This window comes from Ruegeria sp. YTSB088, from assembly GCF_059609825.1.
Genome location: NZ_JBXWMM010000002.1, coordinates 130,286 through 151,793 on the forward strand (window position 1 = coordinate 130,286; position 21,508 = coordinate 151,793).

Here is a 21,508-nt window from a genome sequence, read left to right on the forward strand (position 1 = left end):
ATGGCCCAGATTATTGTCAAAAACGTAAAGAAGATGTTTGGCGAGTTCACGGCTGTCCGTGAAAGCTCTTTCACGATTGAGGACGGTGAGTTCTTCATGCTGCTTGGACCGTCGGGGTGTGGAAAGACGACAACGCTCAGGATGATTGCGGGCCTGGAACTTCCTACATCCGGCGAAATCTACCTCGATGGCGAGGAAATCAGCCAAAAGCCGCCCTCACAGCGTGACATTGCATTCGTTTTCCAGATGTTCGCGCTGTATCCGCACATGAACGTTCGCAAGAACATCAGCTATCCACTTATATCACAAGGCATGTCACGTGCCGCTGTTACTGCCAAAGTCGAAGAAGTCGCCGGAATTCTGGGGATAACTGACATTCTCGATAACCCGGTGGGTGGGCTTTCAGGTGGCGACAGGCAGCGCGTGGCACTTGGGCGTGCGATCGTACGAGAGCCCAAGGCGTTCATGATGGACGAACCTCTTGGTGCTTTGGACGCCGAGTTTCGTGAGCATATGGCTGAAGAATTGCGCGCGCTGCACGATCGCATGGGAGCGACAACGGTTTACGTTACGCACGATCAGCTTGAAGCCATGCAGATGGGTGACAAGATCGTCGTCATGAACAACGCGGTGATTGAACAATTCGGAACGCCGCAAGAAATCTACGACAAACCTGCGACCATGTTTGTGGCGGATTTCATAGGATCCCCGTCGATGAACTTCCTGCCGTTTCAGGGAAAAGTGGCACCCGGTTCGGAAATGGTCAGGCTGAACGGTCATGACGAGGCGGTCCCGAAACTGATGGAGGGCGCGGAAGGGGAGCTGGTCTTTGGAGTCCGCCCGGAACATGTTTTGTTGTCCGACGACAGCGATTATCGGGCCAAGGTCCTGGCGGCAGAATACTTGGGAACAACCCAGATCGTGACATTGCAAAGCCCGAACGGCGAATTGAAGGCCCGCATTGGCGCAGGTGAAACAGTCGCGCCGGGTGAAACCGTGGGATTGGAGTTCCGTTCGACAACTGTGACCCTTTTTGAGCGGTCCACGGGCCGGGCGCTGAGATCTGCCTTGAACGATGAGGTGCTGACCGATGGCTGAAGTCGTTTTGGAGAACATCTCGAAGGCATTCGGAACTGTTCAGGCTGTCGACGATATCTCGATGACCATCCCCGATGGCGCTTTCGTCGTGCTCCTGGGTCCGACAGGTGCGGGGAAAACAACGACGCTTCGGCTGATTTCCGGCCTTGAGAAGATGGATACGGGATCAGTACGCATTGCCGGGCGAGACGTTGGACTGGAAACGCCTGCCCAACGCGATGTGGCGATGGTTTTCCAGCAATATTCGCTGTACCCGCATATGACGGTGCGCGAGAATCTGTCGTTCCCACTTCGGTCGCCGATCCTCAAGACGCCTGAGGATGAGATCACGCAGAAAGTGAACGAAGTCGCGGAAATACTGCAAATCCCGCACAAGCTGGACAACAAAGCCACTGAATTGTCCGGCGGAGAGATGCAGCGTGTTTCGATTGGACGAGCATTGGTGCGTGATCCCCAGATTTTCCTGATGGACGAGCCCCTCAGTTCCCTGGATGCAAAGTTGCGGGCGGATTTACGCGTCGAACTCAAGAGAATTCAGGCGGACCTTGGGTCCACGCTTTTATATGTGACCCATGATCAGATTGAGGCCATGACGATGGCCACACATATCGGAGTGCTGGAAGAGGGCAAATTGGTTCAGTACGGCACGCCCAGGGACATCTATGAAAACCCGTGCAGTGTCTATGTTGCCAGTCGGTTGGGTTTGCCACGGATAAATATCCTGCCGTCAGAGTTGTTCGGTGGGGATCACAAAGGCCCGCAGATCGGTCTTCGCCCGGAAAACATCGTAGAAGGCGAAGGCAGTGAGGCGCGTGTGATACGTGCGGAACACTTGGGCGACCAGACCCGGTTGCATCTGGACTTGAATGGCCATCCGGTCGTGACGTTGATCGATGTCCATCAGGATTACCCTGCAGGTAAGACTATCAAAATCCGTCCTCAAAACCCGTTGTATTTTGACGCGTCCGGAACGCGTGTGAATTAAGGAGCAAAAGCATGGCCCAGTTCCTCAACAAAAAAGAAACCCTCGTAACCGAGGCTATAGATGGTCTTCTTGCATCATCCGGCGGGGCACTGACCAGGTTGGATGGCTACCCCCATATCAAGGTTGTCTACAGATCGGATTGGGACAAATCGAAAGTCGCCCTTGTTTCGGGCGGAGGGTCTGGCCACGAACCTGCCCATGCAGGGTTTGTGGGCGCAGGTATGTTGACTGCGGCCGTATGCGGAGAGGTTTTTGCGTCCCCATCGGTAGAAGCTGTCCTGGCGGGCATTCTGGCCGTGACCGGAGAGGCGGGGTGTTTGCTGATTGTCAAGAATTATACTGGCGACCGGCTGAATTTTGGTCTGGCGGCCGAGCGCGCCCGCGCACTAGGGCGCAAAGTGGAAATGGTGGTGGTCGATGATGACATCGCCCTTCCTGACCTGCCGCAACCGCGCGGCGTGGCGGGAACCCTTTTCGTGCACAAAATTGCCGGCGCATTGGCAGAACGCGGGGCTGATCTGGATTCTGTAACCAGGGCCGCAAAAAGCGTTGTCGAGAAAGTGGTCAGTATCGGCATGAGTCTGGACACATGTACCGTTCCAGGCTCTCCGAAAGAAGACAGGATTGCGCCCGGCAAAGCAGAGCTTGGGTTGGGTATTCATGGCGAGCCGGGTGTTGAGCAGGTGGAGTTTGCAAATGCCATGACCGCAATGTCCACCGTCGTGGAAAAACTGCAACAGCGAGTGGGGGAGGGTGACTGCGTGGCGCTGGTGAACAACTTGGGGTCTACGACGCCTCTTGAGATGTCTGTTCTGACGCACGCCTTATCCGAAACCGGTATCGCGGGACATATTGTCGGTCCGGCACCGATGATGACTTCGCTGGATATGCACGGATTTTCTGTGTCGATCCTACCGGTTGATCCGGGTGATTTGTCAGCGCTGGAAGAGCCGGTCGAACTGGTGGCTTGGCCAGGGGTCAAAGCAATAAAGCCCGTCCAAGTCGCGCCTTTGCCTGATGGTTTGACCCCGATTGATCCGATTCCGTCGAACAATCCGGCGACCAAGGAAACAATCACGCGTTTGGCAGAACTGCTGATCCGAGCCGAGAAAGACCTGAACGAGTTGGACGCCAAGTCCGGTGATGGAGATACGGGCAGTACATTGGCGACAGCGGCCAGATCTCTGCAAGGCAGCCTGGATCGGATGCCGCTTGCGGACCTGACGCAGTTGTTTCCCGCGCTGGGCAATGAACTGAGCCAGACCATGGGGGGCTCGTCCGGTGTGATCCTTGCAATCTTCTTCAATGCGGCAGGCGACGCCTGTGCCAGTGGCGCGTCCATAGCAAAGTCTTTGGTTGAAGGTCTGAACCGGGTCAGCCAGGTGGGTGGTGCCAAAGTTGGTGACCGGACAATGATTGATGCTCTGGCACCTGCGCTTGCGGCGCTGCCTTCCGGGCTGATTCAAGCCGCAAAGGCCGCACGCGAGGGTGCTGATAAAACCGCAAATATTCACCGTGCCAAGGCAGGCCGCGCAGCCTATGTTCCCGAAGAAAACCTGATCGGACATAACGACCCGGGTGCAGAAGCTGTTGCGTTGTTGTTCGAGGGCTTGGCACGGGAGATTGAGGGCTGAAAGAAACGTGGAAGACCAAAAACAAAAATTAGAATTGGTGAAAAAACCAACCGTTAATGACATCGCGCGCGTCGCAGGTGTCAGCTTGGCGACTGTTGACCGGGTCTTGAACAGGCGCCCCGGCGTGCGGGCCGTGACCGTTCAGAAGGTTCAAAAGGCAATCGATGAGCTGGGCTATGTGCGCGATACCGCTGCTGCCAACCTCGCGCGAAACCGTGTCTACAATTTCCTTTTTATTCTGCCGGATGCCGGCAATGAATTTGTCGAGGCGATATGCGATCAGATCGCTGAACAATCGCGCGATCAGTTCATCGAGCGAACACGGGTCACGATAAAAAAGGTCGCTCCGTTCGAGCCTCAGGACATCGTCAATATTCTGGATGGCGTCGACAGCCTGGACGTCGACGGGGTGGCCGTTTTCGGGCCGGAAACGCCTTCGGTCCGCGACGCTGTGAAGAGGGTCAGGGACAAAGGCGTTCCGGTGGTTGCGTTGGTGTCGGACTTGCCAAGTTCAGACAGAGATCATTTTGTCGGAATCGACAACGTTTCAGCAGGGCGAACGGCAGCTCAGCTGATGGGGCGCTTTGTGCATCGTCCGGGTAAGGTTCTGGTCCTGACAGGCTCACGTTTGGCACGTGATCATCTGGAGCGGCGTCAGGGTTTCGATCTTGTTGTCGCGGACGAGTTTCCTCATATCGAAGTCGTGGCGTCCGTCGAAGGCCGGGATGACCCAGAGCTGATCTACAAGATGATGCCGGGGATTTTTGAAACCTACCCGGATCTGGTCGGCATATACTCTTCCGCTGCGGGCAACGCGGGCCTGGTTCAATTTCTGTCAGAGAGCAGGATCAGCAAGGATCTGGTCATTATCGCGCACGAACTCACGCCACTTAGTCGAGACGCGCTGAACCGTGGCACATTTGACGCGCTGATCTCGCAAGACTCCGGGCACCTTGTCCGGTCCGCTGTTCGCCTTTTGCGTGCGACCTCGGACAAAGTTCCTTTCAACAAATCTCAGGAACGAATCCGTATCGACATCTATCTGAAGGAAAATTTGCCGCCATAGAGGCACAGTTTTTTGGGGAGGAAGCTAAATGAAGACGATCAAAGGGCCAGCTTTGTTTCTTGCACAGTTTGCCGGAGACGAAGCGCCGTTCAATTCATGGGACGCCATTACCAAATGGGCGGCGGATTGCGGATACAAGGGTGTGCAGGTGCCCAGTTGGGACGGGCGGTTGTTCGACCTTGAAACGGCCGCGACAAGCACAGGCTATTGCGATGAATTCAAAGGCAAGGCCCAAGAGAACGGCGTTGAAGTCACTGAATTGTCAACGCATCTGCAAGGCCAGCTTGTCGCCGTTCACCCGGCCTATGATACAGCCTTTGATGGTTTCGCAACCGAAAGCGTCAGGGGAGATTCCAAAGCCCGACAGGAATGGGCGGTTGATCAGGTCAAGAAGGCGCTTTCAGCTTCACGGAATTTGGGTATCTCTGCTCATGCAACATTCTCTGGCGCGCTGGCCTGGCCTTACGTGTATCCGTGGCCCCAACGTCCCGCCGGGCTGATCGAAACGGCATTTGATGAGCTTGCCCGCCGGTGGGTGCCGATCTTGGACCATGCAGAAGACTGTGGCGTTGATGTCTGCTATGAAATCCACCCCGGCGAGGATCTTCATGACGGGGTGACATACGAAATGTTCCTTGAACGCACAGGCAATCATGCGCGGGCTTGTATGCTGTACGACCCGTCACATTACGTTCTGCAATGCCTCGATTATCTGGACAATATCGACATCTACAAAGACCGCATTCGGATGTTCCACGTAAAGGATGCCGAGTTCAATCCGACCGGCAGGCAGGGCGTCTATTCCGGCTATCAAGGCTGGGTCGACCGAGCCGGGCGGTTCAGGTCACTTGGCGACGGGCAGGTGGATTTCAGCGCTGTCTTTTCGAAAATGGCGGCAAATGATTTTGACGGCTGGGCCGTGGTCGAATGGGAATGCTGCCTGAAACACCCCGAGGATGGCGCACGTGAAGGTGCTCAGTTCGTTTCCGATCACATTATTCGCGTGACCGAGAAGGCCTTTGACGACTTTGCCGGCGGCGGCACCGACGAAGCGGCCAATCGAAAAATGCTGGGGATAGGCTGATGGTAACAGGACGCAGTGAGGAAAGAGCGGGGCGCATTCGCCTTGGTATGGTCGGCGGCGGAAACGATGCTTTCATCGGCGGTGTCCACCGCATAGCCGCGCGGCTGGATGACAAGTTCGATCTGGTTGCAGGCGCGTTGTCCTCGACGCCGGAAAAATCCCGGGAAAGCGGCGAGGCGCTGGGCCTTGAACGGGTTTATGATGACTTCAAGCAGATGGCGATGCGGGAAGCGCGTTTGAAATCCGGGATCGAAGCGGTTTCAATCGTGACGCCCAATCACGTTCACTATGCCGCCGCACGTGAGTTCCTGAAACGCGGTATCCACGTGATTTGCGATAAGCCGCTTACATCAACCCTGAGCGATGCAAAGAAGCTGGTCAAAGCAGCCGAAAATTCAAACGCGCTGTTCATCCTTACCCATAACTACACGGGCTATCCCATGGTTCGGCAAGCTCGTGAGATGGTTGCCAACGGGGATATCGGCAAGATCCGCGTGGTTCAGGTCGAATATCCGCAAGACTGGCTGACTGAGCCACAGGATTTCAAGCAAGCTGAGTGGAGGACTGATCCGGAACGCTCAGGTGCCGGAGGATCAACCGGTGATATTGGAACTCATGCGTATAACATTGCCTGCTTTGTAACCGGGCTTAAGGCAGAAAGCCTCGCGGCGGATTTGCAGGCTTTTGTGCCGGGTCGTCAGGTCGATGACAACGCGCATGTAATGCTGAGGTTCGAAGGTGGAGCCCGTGGCATGCTGTGGTCATCGCAGGTCGCGCCCGGCAATGAAAACGCGCTGCGATTGCGTGTGTACGGTGAAAAGGGAGGCATCGAGTGGGCTCAGGAAGACCCGAACTATCTTTGGTTTACTCCTTACGGAGAGCCCAAGCGCCTGATCACCCGAAATGGGGCCGGGGCAGGGGACGCGGCCAATCGGCTCAGCAGGGTGCCGCCGGGACACCCCGAGGGCTACCTGGAAGGGTTCGCGAATATCTATGGTGAAGCAGCGGAAGCCATTCTGGCGTTCAGAAACCAGAGTTCGCCTGACGCATCCGTCGTTTATCCGGCGGTTCACGATGGGCTTGAAGGCGTCAAATTCGTGACCGCATGTGTGCAAAGCTCTTCAAGAAATTCGGCTTGGGTTAAGCTGGAGTGAGGCATTCGGCTATTAGGGTTGAGTTGCCGGTTCCGTATGAAAAACCCGAAGTGAGGCGGGCGAGCGGGCGGCACCTCAACAACTGGTGCCGGCGAACCGCACGAGCAAGATAAGGTCCGTGTCACAAGCACCGCGCCTTCAATATTTCCGCCGCTTCATCAAAGGTTTGTACACTACTCTCGGCCCGTGCAGTCAGATGAGCGCCCTCCAGCAAGGCCAATGTGGCGCGTGCTTCTGCTTTCGGATCCCCAACGCCCACGATCGAAAGATCTGCTTTACCAAGTGCAAACACTTCCTCGATCCACCGGGTCATCATACGCCGGAACGCGCGAATCTTGTCGGTGGCTTCTTTAGACAAGCTTTCCCGGCTGATGATCAGCGAGACACACAAGCACAGAGTTTGTCCGTCGTTCATAGCCGCGCGATACAGCGCGATCAGCGCACGCATTCGCTTGCCGGCCGTGTCATGAGTTTCCTCAATCTCGGCGCAGCGCCCGGTAAGCTCAGTATGGTAACGGTCCATCAAAGCTGCTGACAGCGCGGCTTTGGTTGGGAAGTGATAGTGAATCGATGCCTTGCGGATGCCCACCTCTTCGGCGAGGTCGGCATAGCTGAACCCGTCGAAGCCTCTGCTGCGCACGGCAAACTCGGCAGAATTCAGCAGAGCGGTCTTTGTGTCTATTTCCATGCCGCGTTCATCCTTTTTGCGCTCAACAATGCCGCGGTCGTCTCTGCTGCTTCCAATGCACCTTCAAGGTATCCCCCAAATTGTGCGGCTGTTTCAGTGCCACTGAAAATGATCCTGTCTTCCCAGATTCGCGTCATGGCCTTCGACAAGCCGTATTGCGGATGGGTATATAACGGCTGAAGGTCCAGATCGGTCGCTGTGAAGCGGTCGAACGCCCAGTCTTTCAGGAAAAGCGTGCTGGGTCTGGTTGCCTTGTGCCCGAACAATCGCCCCAACTGCGCCAGAACCTGCTGCCGCAACACCCCTTCATCCCGGCGAGTATGTGGGGGAATGCCGATGAAACCGAACAGCGCGAAGGGACCACCGCTGGCAGGTGACGCGTCGTGGATTTCCACCATGGGACCGCGTCGGCTCATGGCATCGCCAGACAGTCCGTCGTCACGCCAGAACGGAGTGTCATAGACCGCAAGCGTCTTGGCCTGACCTGCCATCCAAGTCGCGATTTTCCGCATGGCTGATAACGTGCCATCGGGCAAGGCGGGCTCAAAGATCAACTCAGCCGCGATACGTGGGGGTATGGCAAGCACTACATGCCTCGCCGAAATATGCCGACCCGATTGAGTGGTGACCCGAACCTCACCTTCAGATTGCACTAATGCGGTGATCTGCGTGGACAGTTGGATTACCCCATCCGGTAACCGTGCCGAAAGCGCGTCTGTCAAGGCAGCGAGCCCCCCCATCAGACGATAGGACCCTTCCATAGATGAAAAGCCGCGGCCGCGCTTAACACGGCCCTGTTCATCTTCGAAACTCAGCGTGCCGGAACTGAATTGGTCAAACCTGTGCAGGCCCAGTCGTTCGATCAGCGCGGCAACCCGTGGCTGGCCGGGCCAGAACCAGGCCGGACCCATGTCGAAACGGCCGTCGCCCCGAGCCTCAGTCAGAATGCGCCCGCCCAGACGGTTGCGCGCCTCAACGACCAGCACCTCCTGACCTTGATCCACAAGCTGTGTCGCAAGGCTGAGCCCTGAAAGGCCCCCGCCGATGATGAGCGTATCCGTGCGCATGGTTCAGAACCCCTCACTTGAAGGGCGCAGGTCCAGCTTTTGGGGCCGGCCCGACCGGGGTTGTTGCGCCAGGGATGTTAGTTCACCCATCGGTTACGCCGCCGGCGGTCGCGCAAAAGGCAGGTGGCCTGTCTTCATCCAGATCCTGGCCCCGTCCGGCCCCGCAACTGCCGTCAGGCTTTTACCGTCAGGCAGGCGCAGCCAATCGTTTTTGACCAGTTCATCCCCGCCTTCGGTGATTGACCCGTCGATGATCAGCAGCTCGATCCCGCCAGATGCGTCCGATCTCAGGAACGCACCCGCGTCAAGATGGCTGTAGGTCACGACCTCGCGCTCATCCATATGCAAAACTGCGGTGGCGACACCGTCTCTGGGCGCGCCCAGCTCATCCACCATGCTTTTGCGAAACTGGTTGCGATCGTCCATGTCGAACTGCCAGAGCTTGACGAAGATCGTGCAGCCCGGTTCCGAACCCGGAGTGTGTTGCGTGGTGGGCGGATTGCGGACATAAGTCCCCGCAGGATAATCGCCATGTTCATCCTGAAATACACCGTCAAGGACAATGAATTCCTCACCGCCAGTATGGGTGTGTGCAGAGAAATGACTGCCTGGTGCATAACGCACGATAGTGGTGGCCCGGGCGACCTCGCCTCCGATCCGATCCAGCATCCTGCGATCCACCCCCTTCATGGGAGAGGCCTGCCACGCAAGCTGGTCTGAGTGAACGACGACGCGGTCAGAGAAGTCCGAATTGATTTCCATTGGGTCAGTTCTCTTTGATGGTTACGACATGAATACTATCTACTAGTAGGTAGATGAAAGCCAGCTTCAAAGTTTGGTTAGGCACCACTTTTCACAGAGAGTTGAACTGAGTCTGGTCAGAAGGACTTCGTTGAAGTGGGTGGGTGGGCAAAAAATGAGAGGAGGTTCCACGCCGCCTTTACGGAAAGAGCGCGCGCAACTCAAAGAGCCAGACGCAATCAGTGTTTGCCGAAAGGGGGCTTTGCGTACCAAAAGGGCAAGCTGCCCGACCGTGTTGAGACTGGTTGCGCTGTCTGCCCGAGCGATTTTAGCGCTCATTATACCTGTGGGCACTTCCGGTTTCGGAGATGTCGGACGCACCTCACTGAATCGCATTAAGTCGAAACTAACTTGCGATAATTCCGCATTCAAAAGGTAAAAAAACGTATCTCTTGAAGGGCAACGCATCCACATGCTTCACTTTTGGAGCCATGTAAGCCTGTTATTTTGCTGGCCCCAAAAACCCGAAAGGCACGGCCTTTCCAGACCTGAACCAGAGCGCATTACTGCCCGTATGGGCGAGAAAAACAAGCGCGGAAACTATTCAACACGGAGATATCAGATGAAAAAAACAGCAACGCTACTAGGAGGCGCGTCCTTTGCGATTGCCGGGCCGGTCATGGCCGCGGATATTGTAATCGGTGTGCCCAACTGGGCTTCGGTGAACGCGACGGCACATATTCTTGAAGTCGTGATCGAAGAAAACCTCGGCCTGGACGTGGAATTGCAAAACGGCACCAACCCGATTGTATTTGAAGCAATGGACAGCGGTTCAATGCAAGTCCACCCGGAAGTGTGGATGCCCAACCAGCAGAACCTGCATGATACCTATGTCAAGGAAAACGGCACCGTTGTCATGAACCAAAACCCGGTTCAGGCCGAGCAGGGTATGTGCGTGCCGACCTACATCGCGGAACAATATGACATCAAATCGATCGATGACCTGAGCGACCCCGACAAGGTTGCGATCTTTGATACTGATGGTAACGGAACACCTGAGGTATGGATCGGTGCGCCGGGTTGGGCTTCGACCGTTGTCGAGAAGATCCGGGCCAAGTCCTATGGCTATGACCAGATCTTCGATCTGACGGAATACGAGGAAACCATTGCCTATGCCAATTTGGCGAACGCGACAAAGGCGGGCGACCCGTGGATCGGGTTTTGTTACAGCCCCCACTATATCTTCGTGACACAGGACCTGACGGTTCTGGAAGAACCGCCCCACGATCCGGCCACTTGGACAATCGTTCAGCCCACGGATGATCCGGATTGGCTGTCCAAGTCCGAGGCGTCCTCGGCCTGGAACGGGGCAACGCTTCATTTGCACTACGCCAAGGAACTGGAAGAAACCTATCCTGAAGTGGCTGCCCTGTTCAGCAACTACCAGATGACAGGAGACGATCTGAGCGCGATGGGTAAGGCGCTGGCGGTCGATAACGTCGAAGCCGCTGAGTTCGCCAAGGAATGGGTGGCTGCGAATGAGGACACCGTCATCGGCTGGCTGACCAACTAAATCGCCACTCATTGGGCCGTCGCGCAAAACCGTGGCGGCCTTTTTCTGTCGGGCAGGGCATCGCCCTGTGGGGGAAAAATGGACGAACCTGTCGTAAAATTAGAAAACGTTTGGAAGATCTTTGGCTCGCGTGCTGAAGAGGCAATGGAAGCGGTCAGAAACGAAGGCATAGGCAAGCCGGAAGTTCTGGAGCGGTTCAACTGTGTTGTCGGCGTTCAGGGCGCCACGTTCGAAGTGCCGAGGGGTGAGATTTTCTGTATCATGGGGCTGTCCGGCTCGGGCAAGTCCACATTGGTGCGACACGTGAACCGGTTGATCGAACCTACGGCAGGTCGGATCGAAATTCTGGGTCACGATGTATCGAAGCTGTCGGAATCTGAGTTGCGTCGCATTCGCGCCCAGCAAATTGGTATGGTCTTTCAGCACATGGCGCTGATGCCGCATCGTTCAGTGCGTGATAACGTGGCCTATCCTTTGGAGATCCGAAAGGTTTCCAAGTCCAAACGCTGGGCTGTCTCGGATCACGCATTGAGCCTGGTGAATCTGACAGGTTATGAGGATCGACTACCCAAGGAGCTTTCGGGCGGGATGCAGCAACGCGTGGGGATCGCGCGGGCGCTGGCTTCGGACCCGGAAATCCTTTTGATGGATGAACCTTTCTCTGCCCTTGATCCGCTGATCCGTCTGCAATTGCAGGACCAGTTCAAAGCACTTGTGGCACAGTTGAAGAAGACCACATTGTTCATCACCCACGATCTGGATGAAGCCATTCGAATTGGCCACCGGATTGCGATTATGAAGGACGGCGTTATCGTGCAGATCGGAACACCCGAAGACATCGTCATGAACCCGTCCGACGATTACGTGCGGGAATTCGTTCAGGGCATCTCAAAACTCAAATTGGTCAAAGCGCATTCCATCATGGAGCCGTTGGACAGTTATTCAGGGCCACTCGACGGTGCGCCCCGAGCGGACGAGGGCGCGGATCTGGATCAACTGATCGACCTGGCCGTGAATTCTGATTTGCCGGTCGTCATCACGGATGCGGGCGTTGATGTGGGCGTCGTGACCAAGCCACGCTTGTTGCGTGGTATCCAGGGGGGCAAAAATGACTGATGCTGCAACAGAGATGAAAGTAACGGCCGCCTCTGATATCGAGGTCGATCGTGAGGCCCTGGATCTTTCCATCAAGGAGTTCGCTGGTCCGAACGGAGACTACTACGTCAACGTGTTCCACAAAATTCATGATGCGACCAGCGCAATTCCCAACACGTTCAATAAGTGGGCCGCCGTTCTGGGGCCATTCTGGTCTGCTTCACGCGCCGTTTGGGGCATGTTCTGGACCTTTCTGATCCTTGAGATCATCGCGTGGGTCCAAATCGGCAGGGGCGCGTGGGGCAATCCCGGCGCGGATTTCGCCGAGCGCGCCGCGCGTCAGCAGGAACGCGCGGCCGAGCTGTTGGCGCGCGCAGCGGATGCCACGGAACAGGCCGATATCGACCGTTTCACCAAACTGGCCGAGAACATACAAAAAGCAGCGGCCACAAGTCTGGAGAGGGCTACCGCCGCCCAGTCCGAGGCGGCAGGCATCCTGATTACCGGGTTGTTGATGTTGCTGGTCTTCAAGGTGGTTCAAGGGTTCTACGCCGACCGCGTTTACGAAAAACAGTATTCTAACTGGCGCATCGATCCGGACAGCACGGAAAGCGGGCGTTCGACCCGTAACATCGTCATGGGTGCGATCCTAGTCGCTGCAATCGGACCTTTGATTGTTTACAAGTTCACCGTGAACGCATCCCTTCCATTGTTGGACGCATTCCCCGAACAGCAAGTGTCCGCGATCATACTGGGTGAAGGGAACGGCACACTGTTCTCGACTCTGGCGAGCTGGATGGAAGCCAGGATTGATGCAGCAGCAGCAGCGGGTGGCGACGTATTCGACGGGATCGTGGCGGGTGTCCGGTCGGTGCTTGATGCGCTGACAATTGCACTGATCGGGTCACCCTGGCCAGTGGTCATGTTGGTCATCTGTGTGACAGCCTGGCGTGCGGCGGGACCAAGGGTTGCCATCTTCACCGCATCTTCCTTGGCCTATATCGCGTTGCTGGGGTATTGGGACGTGGCGATGGAAACGGTTGCTCTGGTCGGTGCGGCGGTGCTACTTTGCGTGGTTTTCGGCATTCCGCTGGGTATCTGGTTCGGCAAGTCGCAGCGCGCATATCGCGCGGCGGAACCGGTTCTGGATTTGATGCAGACGCTTCCCGCCTTTGTTTACCTTATCCCGATCATCGCCTTCTTTGGCACCGGCAATCCGCCGGGAATTCTGGCCACCATCATCTTCGGTATGCCGCCGGTCATCCGACTGACGGCGCTGGGCATGCAAGGGGTTCCGGAAAGCATCAAAGAGGCTGCCGTCGCCTTTGGCGCGTCGAAATGGCAACTGTTGAAGGATGTTGAAATCCCTCTGGCGCTGCCATCGATCATGACGGGTGTAAACCAGACAATCCTGATGTGCCTGTCCATGGTCGTGATCATCTCGCTGATCGGCGGGGGCGGCCTGGGCAAGGAAATCCTTGAGGCGCTGCAATACGCCGCCAAGGGGCCGGGCCTGCTGGGTGGCTTTGCAATCCTGTTCCTTGCCATGGTTATGGACCGGATCGTGCAGGGAGCGTTCCGGCGAGAAGACGAAAAACTCTGAACGCAGACGCCCCCGGTTCCGATCGGGGGCGCTTTTCTTTGATCCGGGGAAACCATGACAGATCCGTATGAACAGTCGATGATGGACAACCTGTATTGGTGGGGCGTGCCTACATTGTTCCGTTGTCCCAATGTCGGGCCAGAAGGGCAGGATATCGCGCTGGCAGGTGTGCCACATTCAACTGGCAACGGCACGACCGAAAGGGACCAGCACTTGGGGCCTCGCGCGTTGCGGCATGTCTCGGCCGTGCAACGCAGGGTGCATTCGGTTTTTGAAATTGATCCCTGGCAGAGCGCGCGGATCGCCGATGTTGGGGATGTGCCGTTTCCAAAGGCCAACGACAATGAAGATTGCATCGAACGCATCACTGAATTCTACAAGAACATAGACACCGCCGGAGCGCGCCCCGTTTCCATCGGAGGCGACCATTCCATCACCGGTGGAATTGTGCAGGCCCTGGGTGGCGGCAAACTTGCTGGCGGACAGCCGGTCAGCTTTCTTCATCTGGACGCGCATACGGATGTCTTCACCAAGGTTGATCACTTTCTGGGGGCAAAGAAATCTGCGGCCCACTGGGGGGCCTATCTGGCCGATCAGGGGCAGGTGGATCCAACCCGTTCTATGCAGATAGGGTTGCGCGGCCATCCGCGCAGTCTGGACTGGCTGCAGCCGTCGTACGATTACGGCTACAACATCGTCACCATGCGCGAGTTCCGACAGCGCGGATTACAGGACGTCGTAGCGCAGACCAAAGAGGTTTTGGGCGACCGCCCGGTTTACATCACCTTCGATCTGGACTGTCTTGACCCAACCGTCGCGCCGGCCGTGTCTAATCTGGAACCTGGTGAGAAGGGCTTTGACATCGATGAGGCGGTCGGCATCCTGCGCGCGGCGCGCGGTTTGAACATCGTCGGCGGCGACGTGGTCTGCATGATGCCGACCAAGGACAGCCCCAACAACATCACCGCGCTGACAGCCGCAGCGGTGATGTTCGAGATGATTTCGATGATCGCCGAGAATGTCGCGCGGGTCTAGCGCCGTGCGTCGATCGCCTGTGCCAGAACGCAAAGCAACTCGAACATCAGCGAGATGCCAAGCCACGCCGTTCCACCGTCGGGGTCGAATGGCGGTGACACTTCGACAAGATCGGCGCCGACAAGGTTCAGACCGGACATCTTGCGAATGACCTGCTGGGCCTGAAAGCTGTTGGGCCCGCCGATTTCAGGTGTTCCTGTACCGGGGGCGTAAGTTGGATCAACAAAGTCGATGTCATAGGTGCAGTAGGTCGACTGCATGCCAACGATCTCGCGCACTTCGTTCATGACGTCGTCTATGCCCCGGTCGAACAGTTCTTCGATACGGATAATGCGGATGCCCTGTGCCTCTCCCCATTCGATATCTTCAGTGTTGTAGGCCGTGCCACGGATTCCGATTTGTACAAAACGCTTGGGGTCCACCAACCCTTCCTCGACAGCGCGGCGGAACGGGGTGCCGTGGGTGAACTTGTGACCTCCGAAATAGGTGTCGAACAAGTCCGTGTGACTGTCGAACTGGATCAGGCCAACCGGACCAGAAGCGGCCAGGGCACGCAGGACAGGCAGGGTGGTCAGGTGATCCCCTCCGGCCGTCAATGGTGTGATGTTGCGGGTTCGAAGATCAGTGTAGAAACGCGTAACCCGATCCAGCGTGTCTTCTATGTCGACAGGATTGGGGGCAACGTCTCCAAGATCCGCGCAGTTCACCATTGAAAATGGTGCTACACCCGTAACCGGGTTCATCGCCCTGATCATCGTGGAATAGTCCCTCAGTTGCCGTGGGCCATGTCGTGCGCCGGGCCGATTTGTGGTTCCGCCGTCCCAGGGAATACCTACTATGCCCAGTTCGACGTCCGTGATCCGTTCGTGTTCCATGTGCAGAATAGGCAGGCGCATGAACGCGGGGATGCCGGCAAATCGGGCGAGTTCCATGGCTGATACCGGTTGAAAAAATGAATCGGCCATGATTCCCCATCCTTTGTAAGTTTCTTCAGTGACCCTAACGGTTCGGCATCGTGCTGGGAATGCCCGCCATCATTCAGGGCAGGATACGAAAACGTCGGCGTATTTCGGCGTCTTGCTCTGAGGTGAGATACTCAGGGTGATGCGTGCTTAACACCTCTTGAGCGACTTGCCGCGCGGATGACCACGCATCCAGTGCACCGTCTGTTTGCCACGTGCGGGGCTCCTGACGATCGGCGAGCTTCGGATAGAAGTAATCTCGTTCCATGGCTTCATAGGTTTGCTCGCTGCCCAGAAAGTGCCCCTCGCCCAGAACCGAATGGCATATGGCGTCAAAGCCAAGGTTCGCTTCAGTGACCTCGATCCCGCGCAAGACGCGATATGTGTGCGAGTGCATTTCGTTGTCCAGAACAAAGGCCTCGAAGCTGACCCCGAGCAGAGATGCCGTCATCCCCGAGCTTTCATAAATCAGATTGCCTCCTGCCAGCGCTGCCGCCAGCGATGTGATGCCTTTTTCAGCGCCATGTTGGGCGTCGATGGCCTTGGCATCGGCCATCGAAGCGGCCACACCTGATGGCAAGCCCAGCCAGTTCGTGATTTGCGCTGACGCCGCATTCAGGATCGCAGTCTCTCCGCTGCCCCCTGCGAAAGAGCCGGTCCTGAGATCCACGATAAAGGGCCAGTTGGAAAAGATCATTGGAAAGCCGGGTTTGATCGTGTTGACCATCACGAGACTGGCCAGCGTTTCGGCCAGTGACTGCGCCAGAAATCCGGCCAGAGTTGCCGGGGCAGTTGCGCCCGCCTGCGCGGCCGTGATGCAGGACATCGGTATGTTATGGGCGATGCATTCATAAACCACATCCACGGCATCCTCGCCGTATCGCATTGGTGAAATGATCGGACTTATATGCGCTTTGAGGAAGGGGCGTTTGGCGAATTCCCCAGCCCCTCCGGCGACGATGTCCAGCATCTCGACGATCGGGCCGACATGTTCCGCCAACGTGAAAGACGTTGCCATTGGCTTGGTTGTGTTGCGTACCAAAGCGTAAACGGTGTTGACGTCCAGATCGAACACATCGGGGACGTCGGTCGCCACGCAGCACCGGGTGAACCAACTGACATTGGCCAGCGTGTCCTGTAGCCGGGTGAAGTCATGTAGATCGGCCAATGTGGACGGGCGATAAAGCCCACTGTTCATATCAAGTGTCTGAACCGCAGCACCGCCGGTGCCAAAATACACGCGGTCGCCACCCACCTCGATGGACCGGTTTTCATCCCGGCCGTGGAAGGTGAACGTCTTCGCGGCCGAGGTGATGGCCTGTTTGACCATGGAACGGGGAAAAACCAGCCGGTTCTGTTCCCGGTCCTGAGCCCCCGCTGCCCTGAGGTCGATGGCCAGCCTTTCCGGAACATCTCCCATCCCCAACTCTTCCAGCAGACGCAACGCGGTGTCGTAAATTTTCTCAATTTCCGAAATGCTTAAGGGCCTGAATGTCCCGCCTTTCTGACCGGGCGGGCAAGGATCAAAAACGGGCTTGGCCGCACGCTGTGCGTGCCGTGCCTTTCGACCGCTTCTTTTGACGCTCTCCGATGGCATTCGTTTACGTTACCTTGCGTTTTCTCGCACCGTAGGACCCAACTTGTCCCGGTATCAAAGAAGAAGTGCCGTTTTGAGAATCCGAAAACGCGGTTTCGATTTTCCGGCACCCGCAATTGCCCTGTTGTCTGCCCATCCCGTTATTCAGCAAGACTGGTGCCGAAAATGAAGGAGCAGTGCCATGAAGTCGCGTACCAGAGCCGTTGTGATAGGGGGCGGGATCGCCGGGTGTTCGACGCTCTACCACCTGACCCAGGAAGGGTGGACAGATGTGGTTTTGGTCGAACGGAATGAACTGACCTCGGGCACGACATGGCATTCGGCCGCGCAGGTAACAAATTTTGGCATGAACCAGACGATGGTCGGTCTGAAATCTCATTCGATTCAACTGTACAAGGAACTGGCCGACGATCCGGATTACCCTATCAACTATCACCACGCCGACGGTGGGATACGTCTGGCGAATACTGAAGGACAGATGCAAGGCTATCGTCACTTCGCGTCGATGGCGCGGGGGATGGACGTGCATTTCGAGGTGATCGACGCGGATGAATGTGCCCGGCGACACCCGTTGATTTCGACCGATAATCTCATCGGCGGGCTTTGGGATCCGCTGGACGGCGACATCGATCCAGCGCAATTGTGCCAGGCCCTTGCGCGCCGGGCACGCAAGGCGGGTGCCGAGGTGTATCGAAATACGCCGGTGACCGCGCTGACACAGCACAGCGATGACACCTGGACCGTGCATACCGAGCACGGGGATATCGACTGTGATGTCGTCGTCAACGCCTGCGGCTACAGGGTCAACGAAGTCGGCGCCATGATGGGTGTTCATCATCCTGTGTCGTCCATGGAACATCAGTATTTCCTGACCGAAGAAATCGAGGCTATCCGGGATGCCGGTCATCGGATGCCGCTGCTGCGCTGCCCGATCAGCGACTATTATTGCCGACAGGAAAAGAACGGGCTGCTACTCGGATTCTACGAGCAGGGATGTAAGACCTGGGGTATGGACGGTATTGATCCGAACTTCGTGAACGCTTTGTGCCCGGATGATCTGGACCGTGTGACCGATGTGCTGGAAGGGGCCTTCGCGCGCATGCCTGCCTTGATGGAGGTTGGTATTCACACCGTGGTCAACGGGCCAATTACCTACACAATTGACGGGGCGCCTCTGGTCGGTCCGATCCCGGGAAAACGCAACGCGTTTTGTATCATTGGCCTGCGGGCCGGGCTGGGTGAAGGTGGCGGTCACGGATGGTTGCTGGCACAGCAGATCGTGCATGGCGAGGCATGTTATGACACGTGGTGCCTCGATCCCCGAAGGTTCGCCGGACATGCAAATGTGGAACTCACGGCAATAAAGGCGATTGAAGATTATCAGAACGAATTCAGGTTCCACTTTCCGCATGAACATCGCCCTGCAGGCCGACCCGCCAAGACGACCCCTCTGACGCCTGTTCTGGCATCCGAAGGAGCCGAGTTCACTGTGGTCAACGGGTGGGAGAGGGTGGATTTTATCAAACCCGATCCCGGATTTTCGCCGAAGCTTGGTTTCGATTTTGACGAAACCTTCGACTTGGTAGCTGCCGAAGTCGAAAGCACTCGAACCGGCGTCGGGCTTGCAGAGGTCAACGGGTTCAACCGCATCGAGATCACAGGATCCGACAGGCACGCATTCCTGGACCGGTTGTTTTGTGGATTTGTCTCTCGGCGTGACGGGCGTGTCGGGTTGGGATACCTGTTGAACGACCACGGTATGATCAAGGCAGAAGCGACGATTGCCAATCTGCCCGCCAGCGACCGGGGACCGGCCCGCGTTTGGTATGGCTCTGCCGCAGCGAGCGAATTTCACGACATGGATTGGTTGCGGCAACATCTGCGCAGCAATGAAGACGTTCAGTTGCGCAGCCTGACGAACGATCAGACCATTCTGGTTCTGGCCGGCCCGAAGTCGCGTTCTGTCTTGTCAGCCTGCGCCAGAGGAGATTGGTCGGCAGATGCGTTCCCTTGGCTCAGTGTGCGCGAGTGCTTTGTTGGTATTGCTTCTGCAACGGTTATGAACCTCAGTTTCTCGGGCGAGCTGGCCTACGAAATCCATGTTCCCAACGCCTCGCTCTATGCGGCCTATCTTGCCTTGCGCAAGGCGGGCGAAACGCACGGGCTGAAACTGTTTGGTGCCAGGGCTGTCGACTCCATGCGCATGGAGAAGAGTTTTTTGCATTGGAAAGCCGATCTAATCACGGAATTTGATCCCTTTGAAACCGGTCTGGATCGCTTCGTCCGGTTGGACAAGGGCGCTTTCGTGGGGCGTGATGCCTTGTTGAAACGAAAGTCAGAAGGACCACGGCGCAAGCTGGTCCCTCTACGTATTGAGTCAACTCTCGGTCCGGCGCATCCTGGGGCTTCTCTGATGCAGGATGATAATGTCGTTGGTACTGTCACGTCCGGCGAATGGGGGCATCGCACGGAAATGAATCTGGCGCATGCCTTCGTTCATCCGTCCCTGGCGGAGGTTGGCCGCGAATTGGAATTGGATAGTTGCGGGAAACGAATAGGTGCGACAGTTATCAATCCAAGCCCATACGATCCGGATTTTGCACGTATGAAAGCCTAGAAACGAGCCTTTCTATCAACTTCACCATTGCCGAAGGGGCAATTCTTTGCTTCGCTAGTTTCGAACAAATCGAAACAATGGTCGGTTGCCGTGTCCAAATCTCTGAGTCTTCGATGGCTGGAAGTTTTTCAGCTGATCGCCAAATCCGGATCGATTCAGCAAGTCGCATCAGAAACAGATTTGTCGATCAGCACAGTTTCGAACCACCTGCGCAGCCTTGAAAGCGCGTTGGGCATTGAATTGGTTGACCACGGACGCCGCCCCATGGGCCTGACACCGGCAGGCGAGGTATTCGCTCGCTATGTGCGTGAGGGTCTGACTGTGCTGAAGCGCGGTGAGGCCGAAATTCGAACGGGAAACTGGCAGCACGCGACGGACCTGCGACTGGCTTTGATCGATGATTTTGACAATCAGATCGCGCCCGATCTTGTTCGTTTTCTGGCGCAGGCTCTGCCGCGTTGCAATTTCCGCCATTTCACCCGCCCCAGCCACGAAATTCTTGCCAAACTTCAGGAACATAAGCTTGACGTAGGCGTCGCCACTCGACCACTGGGTCGTACTGAGGGGCTGATCGAATACCCTTTGATGAGAGACCCCTTCATCGTCGTGGTTCCCAACAAGTTTGAAGGGTCTCCTGAAGAGCTGTTTAATCCAGATGCCAACCTGCCTTTGTTGAGGTATTCGCGTGACTATGTGATCGGCAAGCAGATCGAAACGCAGTTGGCCCGGAGCAAATACAGCCTGCCCAACCGGTTTGAGCTGGAGTGTAATCAATCCATCATCGGCTTGGTTGCGCAGGGCAGCGGGTGGGCAATCACGACCGCCGCGTGTTTTCACCGAACGCAGAGGTTTCACAACAGCGTAAAGGCTATGCCATTTCCCGGTAGCAACTTCGTTCGCACAGTGTCGCTGTTTACAACTGAAGTATACCCGGCAACGACATCGGTGCTGATCCAGAAGGCCATGAGCAAATTGATACGTCAGCATTTCACAAGACCGATGTGTGCCCGGCACAATTGGCTGAAAAATGAATTCCGTACCATGGAGATTGAGGGTGTGTAACCCGATTTGACCTGGCCGCCAAACAGATGGCGGCTGAGGACACTTGAAAACAGTCGCTTGCGATATCCGCCTGCGGGATTTGTAATCCTTCCACCGGTTTCTTCTGCCTGCTTTACGCATCGCCAGGACGAGAGTTGACCTGAGTCCCAAGGTTCTACCACACTCACGGAGTATCCTTGGGTTTGGTTTGATGGCCTTGCGCAGCCCGTTTGATCATGGCGGTTGCGGGGGCAGCAGTGTTGGCCGCCTTGAACCTGATCTATTGCGTGAAAGCATCCGGAAATACCGGACCGCATTCGCTGTGGCAGGCGTTTTGCACCTTCTGGCATTGATACTATTCAGCAATGTCTCGATGGTCTCAACGGTGTTGATGCTTGCTCGGCTTTGATTGGGTATGCAGTGTTGGTGGTTCGCAAACCGGACAGACGTTCGAAATGCAGTCTCCGT

The 21,508-nt window shown here is 56.5% G+C and carries 17 protein-coding genes; 12 read left to right on the forward strand and 5 right to left on the reverse strand.

Features of this window, described 5'->3' with window-relative positions; genetic code table 11:
* Genes AC2FFA_RS03540 through AC2FFA_RS03565 form a run of 6 tightly spaced genes read left to right on the forward strand, consistent with a single transcriptional unit; the run spans position 1 to position 7,021 of the window.
* The gene (locus tag AC2FFA_RS03540; RefSeq protein WP_117868498.1) at positions 1-1,098 is read left to right on the forward strand and encodes an ABC transporter ATP-binding protein; all 1,098 of its coding nucleotides are present in this window, start codon (positions 1-3) and stop codon (positions 1,096-1,098) included.
* Complete coding sequence (locus tag AC2FFA_RS03545; RefSeq protein WP_299636842.1) at positions 1,091-2,083, forward strand: ABC transporter ATP-binding protein; 993 nt, start codon at positions 1,091-1,093, stop codon at positions 2,081-2,083. Before AC2FFA_RS03540 ends, AC2FFA_RS03545 begins: the two co-directional genes overlap by 8 nt.
* Positions 2,084-2,094: 11 nt before the next feature.
* Positions 2,095-3,717 (forward strand): dihydroxyacetone kinase subunit DhaK, encoded by a 1,623-nt coding sequence (locus AC2FFA_RS03550; RefSeq protein WP_496850000.1) that lies wholly within the window; start codon positions 2,095-2,097, stop codon positions 3,715-3,717.
* A 37-nt stretch (positions 3,718-3,754) separates the two neighbouring features.
* Positions 3,755-4,783 carry a LacI family DNA-binding transcriptional regulator gene (locus AC2FFA_RS03555; RefSeq protein WP_299636844.1) on the forward strand — a complete coding sequence of 343 codons (1,029 nt, stop codon included), beginning with the start codon at positions 3,755-3,757 and terminating at the stop codon, positions 4,781-4,783.
* Between the two features lie 28 nt (positions 4,784-4,811).
* A complete protein-coding gene (locus AC2FFA_RS03560; RefSeq protein ID WP_496850002.1) occupies positions 4,812-5,867 on the forward strand; it encodes a sugar phosphate isomerase/epimerase family protein in 1,056 nt (351 codons plus the stop codon).
* Positions 5,867-7,021: a Gfo/Idh/MocA family protein gene (locus tag AC2FFA_RS03565; RefSeq protein ID WP_496850004.1), complete on the forward strand. Its 1,155-nt coding sequence runs from the start codon at positions 5,867-5,869 to the stop codon at positions 7,019-7,021. Before AC2FFA_RS03560 ends, AC2FFA_RS03565 begins: the two co-directional genes overlap by 1 nt.
* A gap of 121 nt (positions 7,022-7,142) precedes the next feature.
* On the opposite strand, the gene AC2FFA_RS03570 is transcribed toward AC2FFA_RS03565, so the two are convergent.
* From AC2FFA_RS03570 to AC2FFA_RS03580, 3 genes are all read right to left on the reverse strand, one after another.
* A complete protein-coding gene (locus AC2FFA_RS03570) occupies positions 7,143-7,709 on the reverse strand; it encodes a TetR/AcrR family transcriptional regulator (RefSeq protein WP_496671586.1) in 567 nt (188 codons plus the stop codon).
* The gene (locus tag AC2FFA_RS03575) at positions 7,700-8,776 is read right to left on the reverse strand and encodes a flavin monoamine oxidase family protein (protein ID WP_496850006.1); all 1,077 of its coding nucleotides are present in this window, start codon (positions 8,774-8,776) and stop codon (positions 7,700-7,702) included. Before AC2FFA_RS03575 ends, AC2FFA_RS03570 begins: the two co-directional genes overlap by 10 nt.
* Positions 8,777-8,869: 93 nt before the next feature.
* Positions 8,870-9,538 carry a cupin domain-containing protein gene (locus AC2FFA_RS03580; RefSeq protein WP_496850008.1) on the reverse strand — a complete coding sequence of 223 codons (669 nt, stop codon included), beginning with the start codon at positions 9,536-9,538 and terminating at the stop codon, positions 8,870-8,872.
* A gap of 601 nt (positions 9,539-10,139) precedes the next feature.
* On the opposite strand from AC2FFA_RS03580, the gene AC2FFA_RS03585 reads away from it, so the two are divergent.
* From AC2FFA_RS03585 to AC2FFA_RS03600, 4 genes are all read left to right on the forward strand, one after another.
* Positions 10,140-11,090 carry an ABC transporter substrate-binding protein gene (locus AC2FFA_RS03585; protein WP_299636850.1) on the forward strand — a complete coding sequence of 317 codons (951 nt, stop codon included), beginning with the start codon at positions 10,140-10,142 and terminating at the stop codon, positions 11,088-11,090.
* A 78-nt stretch (positions 11,091-11,168) separates the two neighbouring features.
* Positions 11,169-12,206 carry a quaternary amine ABC transporter ATP-binding protein gene (locus AC2FFA_RS03590; RefSeq protein WP_171362600.1) on the forward strand — a complete coding sequence of 346 codons (1,038 nt, stop codon included), beginning with the start codon at positions 11,169-11,171 and terminating at the stop codon, positions 12,204-12,206.
* A complete protein-coding gene (locus tag AC2FFA_RS03595; protein ID WP_117868508.1) occupies positions 12,199-13,788 on the forward strand; it encodes an ABC transporter permease in 1,590 nt (529 codons plus the stop codon). Before AC2FFA_RS03590 ends, AC2FFA_RS03595 begins: the two co-directional genes overlap by 8 nt.
* Positions 13,789-13,842: 54 nt before the next feature.
* The gene (locus AC2FFA_RS03600; protein WP_299894427.1) at positions 13,843-14,823 is read left to right on the forward strand and encodes an arginase family protein; all 981 of its coding nucleotides are present in this window, start codon (positions 13,843-13,845) and stop codon (positions 14,821-14,823) included.
* Here AC2FFA_RS03600 and AC2FFA_RS03605 read toward each other — a convergent pair.
* Positions 14,820-15,788 carry an agmatinase gene (locus AC2FFA_RS03605; RefSeq protein WP_496850011.1) on the reverse strand — a complete coding sequence of 323 codons (969 nt, stop codon included), beginning with the start codon at positions 15,786-15,788 and terminating at the stop codon, positions 14,820-14,822. The genes AC2FFA_RS03600 and AC2FFA_RS03605 overlap by 4 nt on opposite strands.
* A gap of 73 nt (positions 15,789-15,861) precedes the next feature.
* Positions 15,862-17,382: a trimethylamine methyltransferase family protein gene (locus tag AC2FFA_RS03610; RefSeq protein WP_496850013.1), complete on the reverse strand. Its 1,521-nt coding sequence runs from the start codon at positions 17,380-17,382 to the stop codon at positions 15,862-15,864.
* 181 nt (positions 17,383-17,563) lie between these two features.
* Here AC2FFA_RS03610 and AC2FFA_RS03615 point away from each other — a divergent pair, with 181 nt between their 5' ends.
* Both AC2FFA_RS03615 and AC2FFA_RS03620 read left to right on the forward strand, forming a co-directional pair.
* Entirely contained in the window at positions 17,564-19,999 is a 2,436-nt protein-coding gene (locus AC2FFA_RS03615) for a GcvT family protein (RefSeq protein WP_496850014.1), read from the forward strand.
* A 90-nt stretch (positions 20,000-20,089) separates the two neighbouring features.
* Complete coding sequence (locus AC2FFA_RS03620; protein WP_299636856.1) at positions 20,090-21,061, forward strand: LysR family transcriptional regulator; 972 nt, start codon at positions 20,090-20,092, stop codon at positions 21,059-21,061.
* Positions 21,062-21,508: the final 447 nt, after the last annotated feature.

Coding starts and splice junctions, on each gene's coding strand:
- AC2FFA_RS03605 (WP_496850011.1), bottom strand. CDS start 15,788: ATGGCCGATTCATTTTTTCAACCGGTATCAGCCATGGAACTCGCCCGA.
- AC2FFA_RS03580 (WP_496850008.1), bottom strand. CDS start 9,538: ATGGAAATCAATTCGGACTTCTCTGACCGCGTCGTCGTTCACTCAGAC.
- AC2FFA_RS03545 (WP_299636842.1), top strand. CDS start 1,091: ATGGCTGAAGTCGTTTTGGAGAACATCTCGAAGGCATTCGGAACTGTT.
- AC2FFA_RS03615 (WP_496850014.1), top strand. CDS start 17,564: ATGAAGTCGCGTACCAGAGCCGTTGTGATAGGGGGCGGGATCGCCGGG.
- AC2FFA_RS03600 (WP_299894427.1), top strand. CDS start 13,843: ATGACAGATCCGTATGAACAGTCGATGATGGACAACCTGTATTGGTGG.
- AC2FFA_RS03590 (WP_171362600.1), top strand. CDS start 11,169: ATGGACGAACCTGTCGTAAAATTAGAAAACGTTTGGAAGATCTTTGGC.
- AC2FFA_RS03565 (WP_496850004.1), top strand. CDS start 5,867: ATGGTAACAGGACGCAGTGAGGAAAGAGCGGGGCGCATTCGCCTTGGT.
- AC2FFA_RS03550 (WP_496850000.1), top strand. CDS start 2,095: ATGGCCCAGTTCCTCAACAAAAAAGAAACCCTCGTAACCGAGGCTATA.
- AC2FFA_RS03595 (WP_117868508.1), top strand. CDS start 12,199: ATGACTGATGCTGCAACAGAGATGAAAGTAACGGCCGCCTCTGATATC.
- AC2FFA_RS03570 (WP_496671586.1), bottom strand. CDS start 7,709: ATGGAAATAGACACAAAGACCGCTCTGCTGAATTCTGCCGAGTTTGCC.
- AC2FFA_RS03610 (WP_496850013.1), bottom strand. CDS start 17,382: ATGCCATCGGAGAGCGTCAAAAGAAGCGGTCGAAAGGCACGGCACGCA.
- AC2FFA_RS03560 (WP_496850002.1), top strand. CDS start 4,812: ATGAAGACGATCAAAGGGCCAGCTTTGTTTCTTGCACAGTTTGCCGGA.
- AC2FFA_RS03540 (WP_117868498.1), top strand. CDS start 1: ATGGCCCAGATTATTGTCAAAAACGTAAAGAAGATGTTTGGCGAGTTC.
- AC2FFA_RS03575 (WP_496850006.1), bottom strand. CDS start 8,776: ATGCGCACGGATACGCTCATCATCGGCGGGGGCCTTTCAGGGCTCAGC.
- AC2FFA_RS03585 (WP_299636850.1), top strand. CDS start 10,140: ATGAAAAAAACAGCAACGCTACTAGGAGGCGCGTCCTTTGCGATTGCC.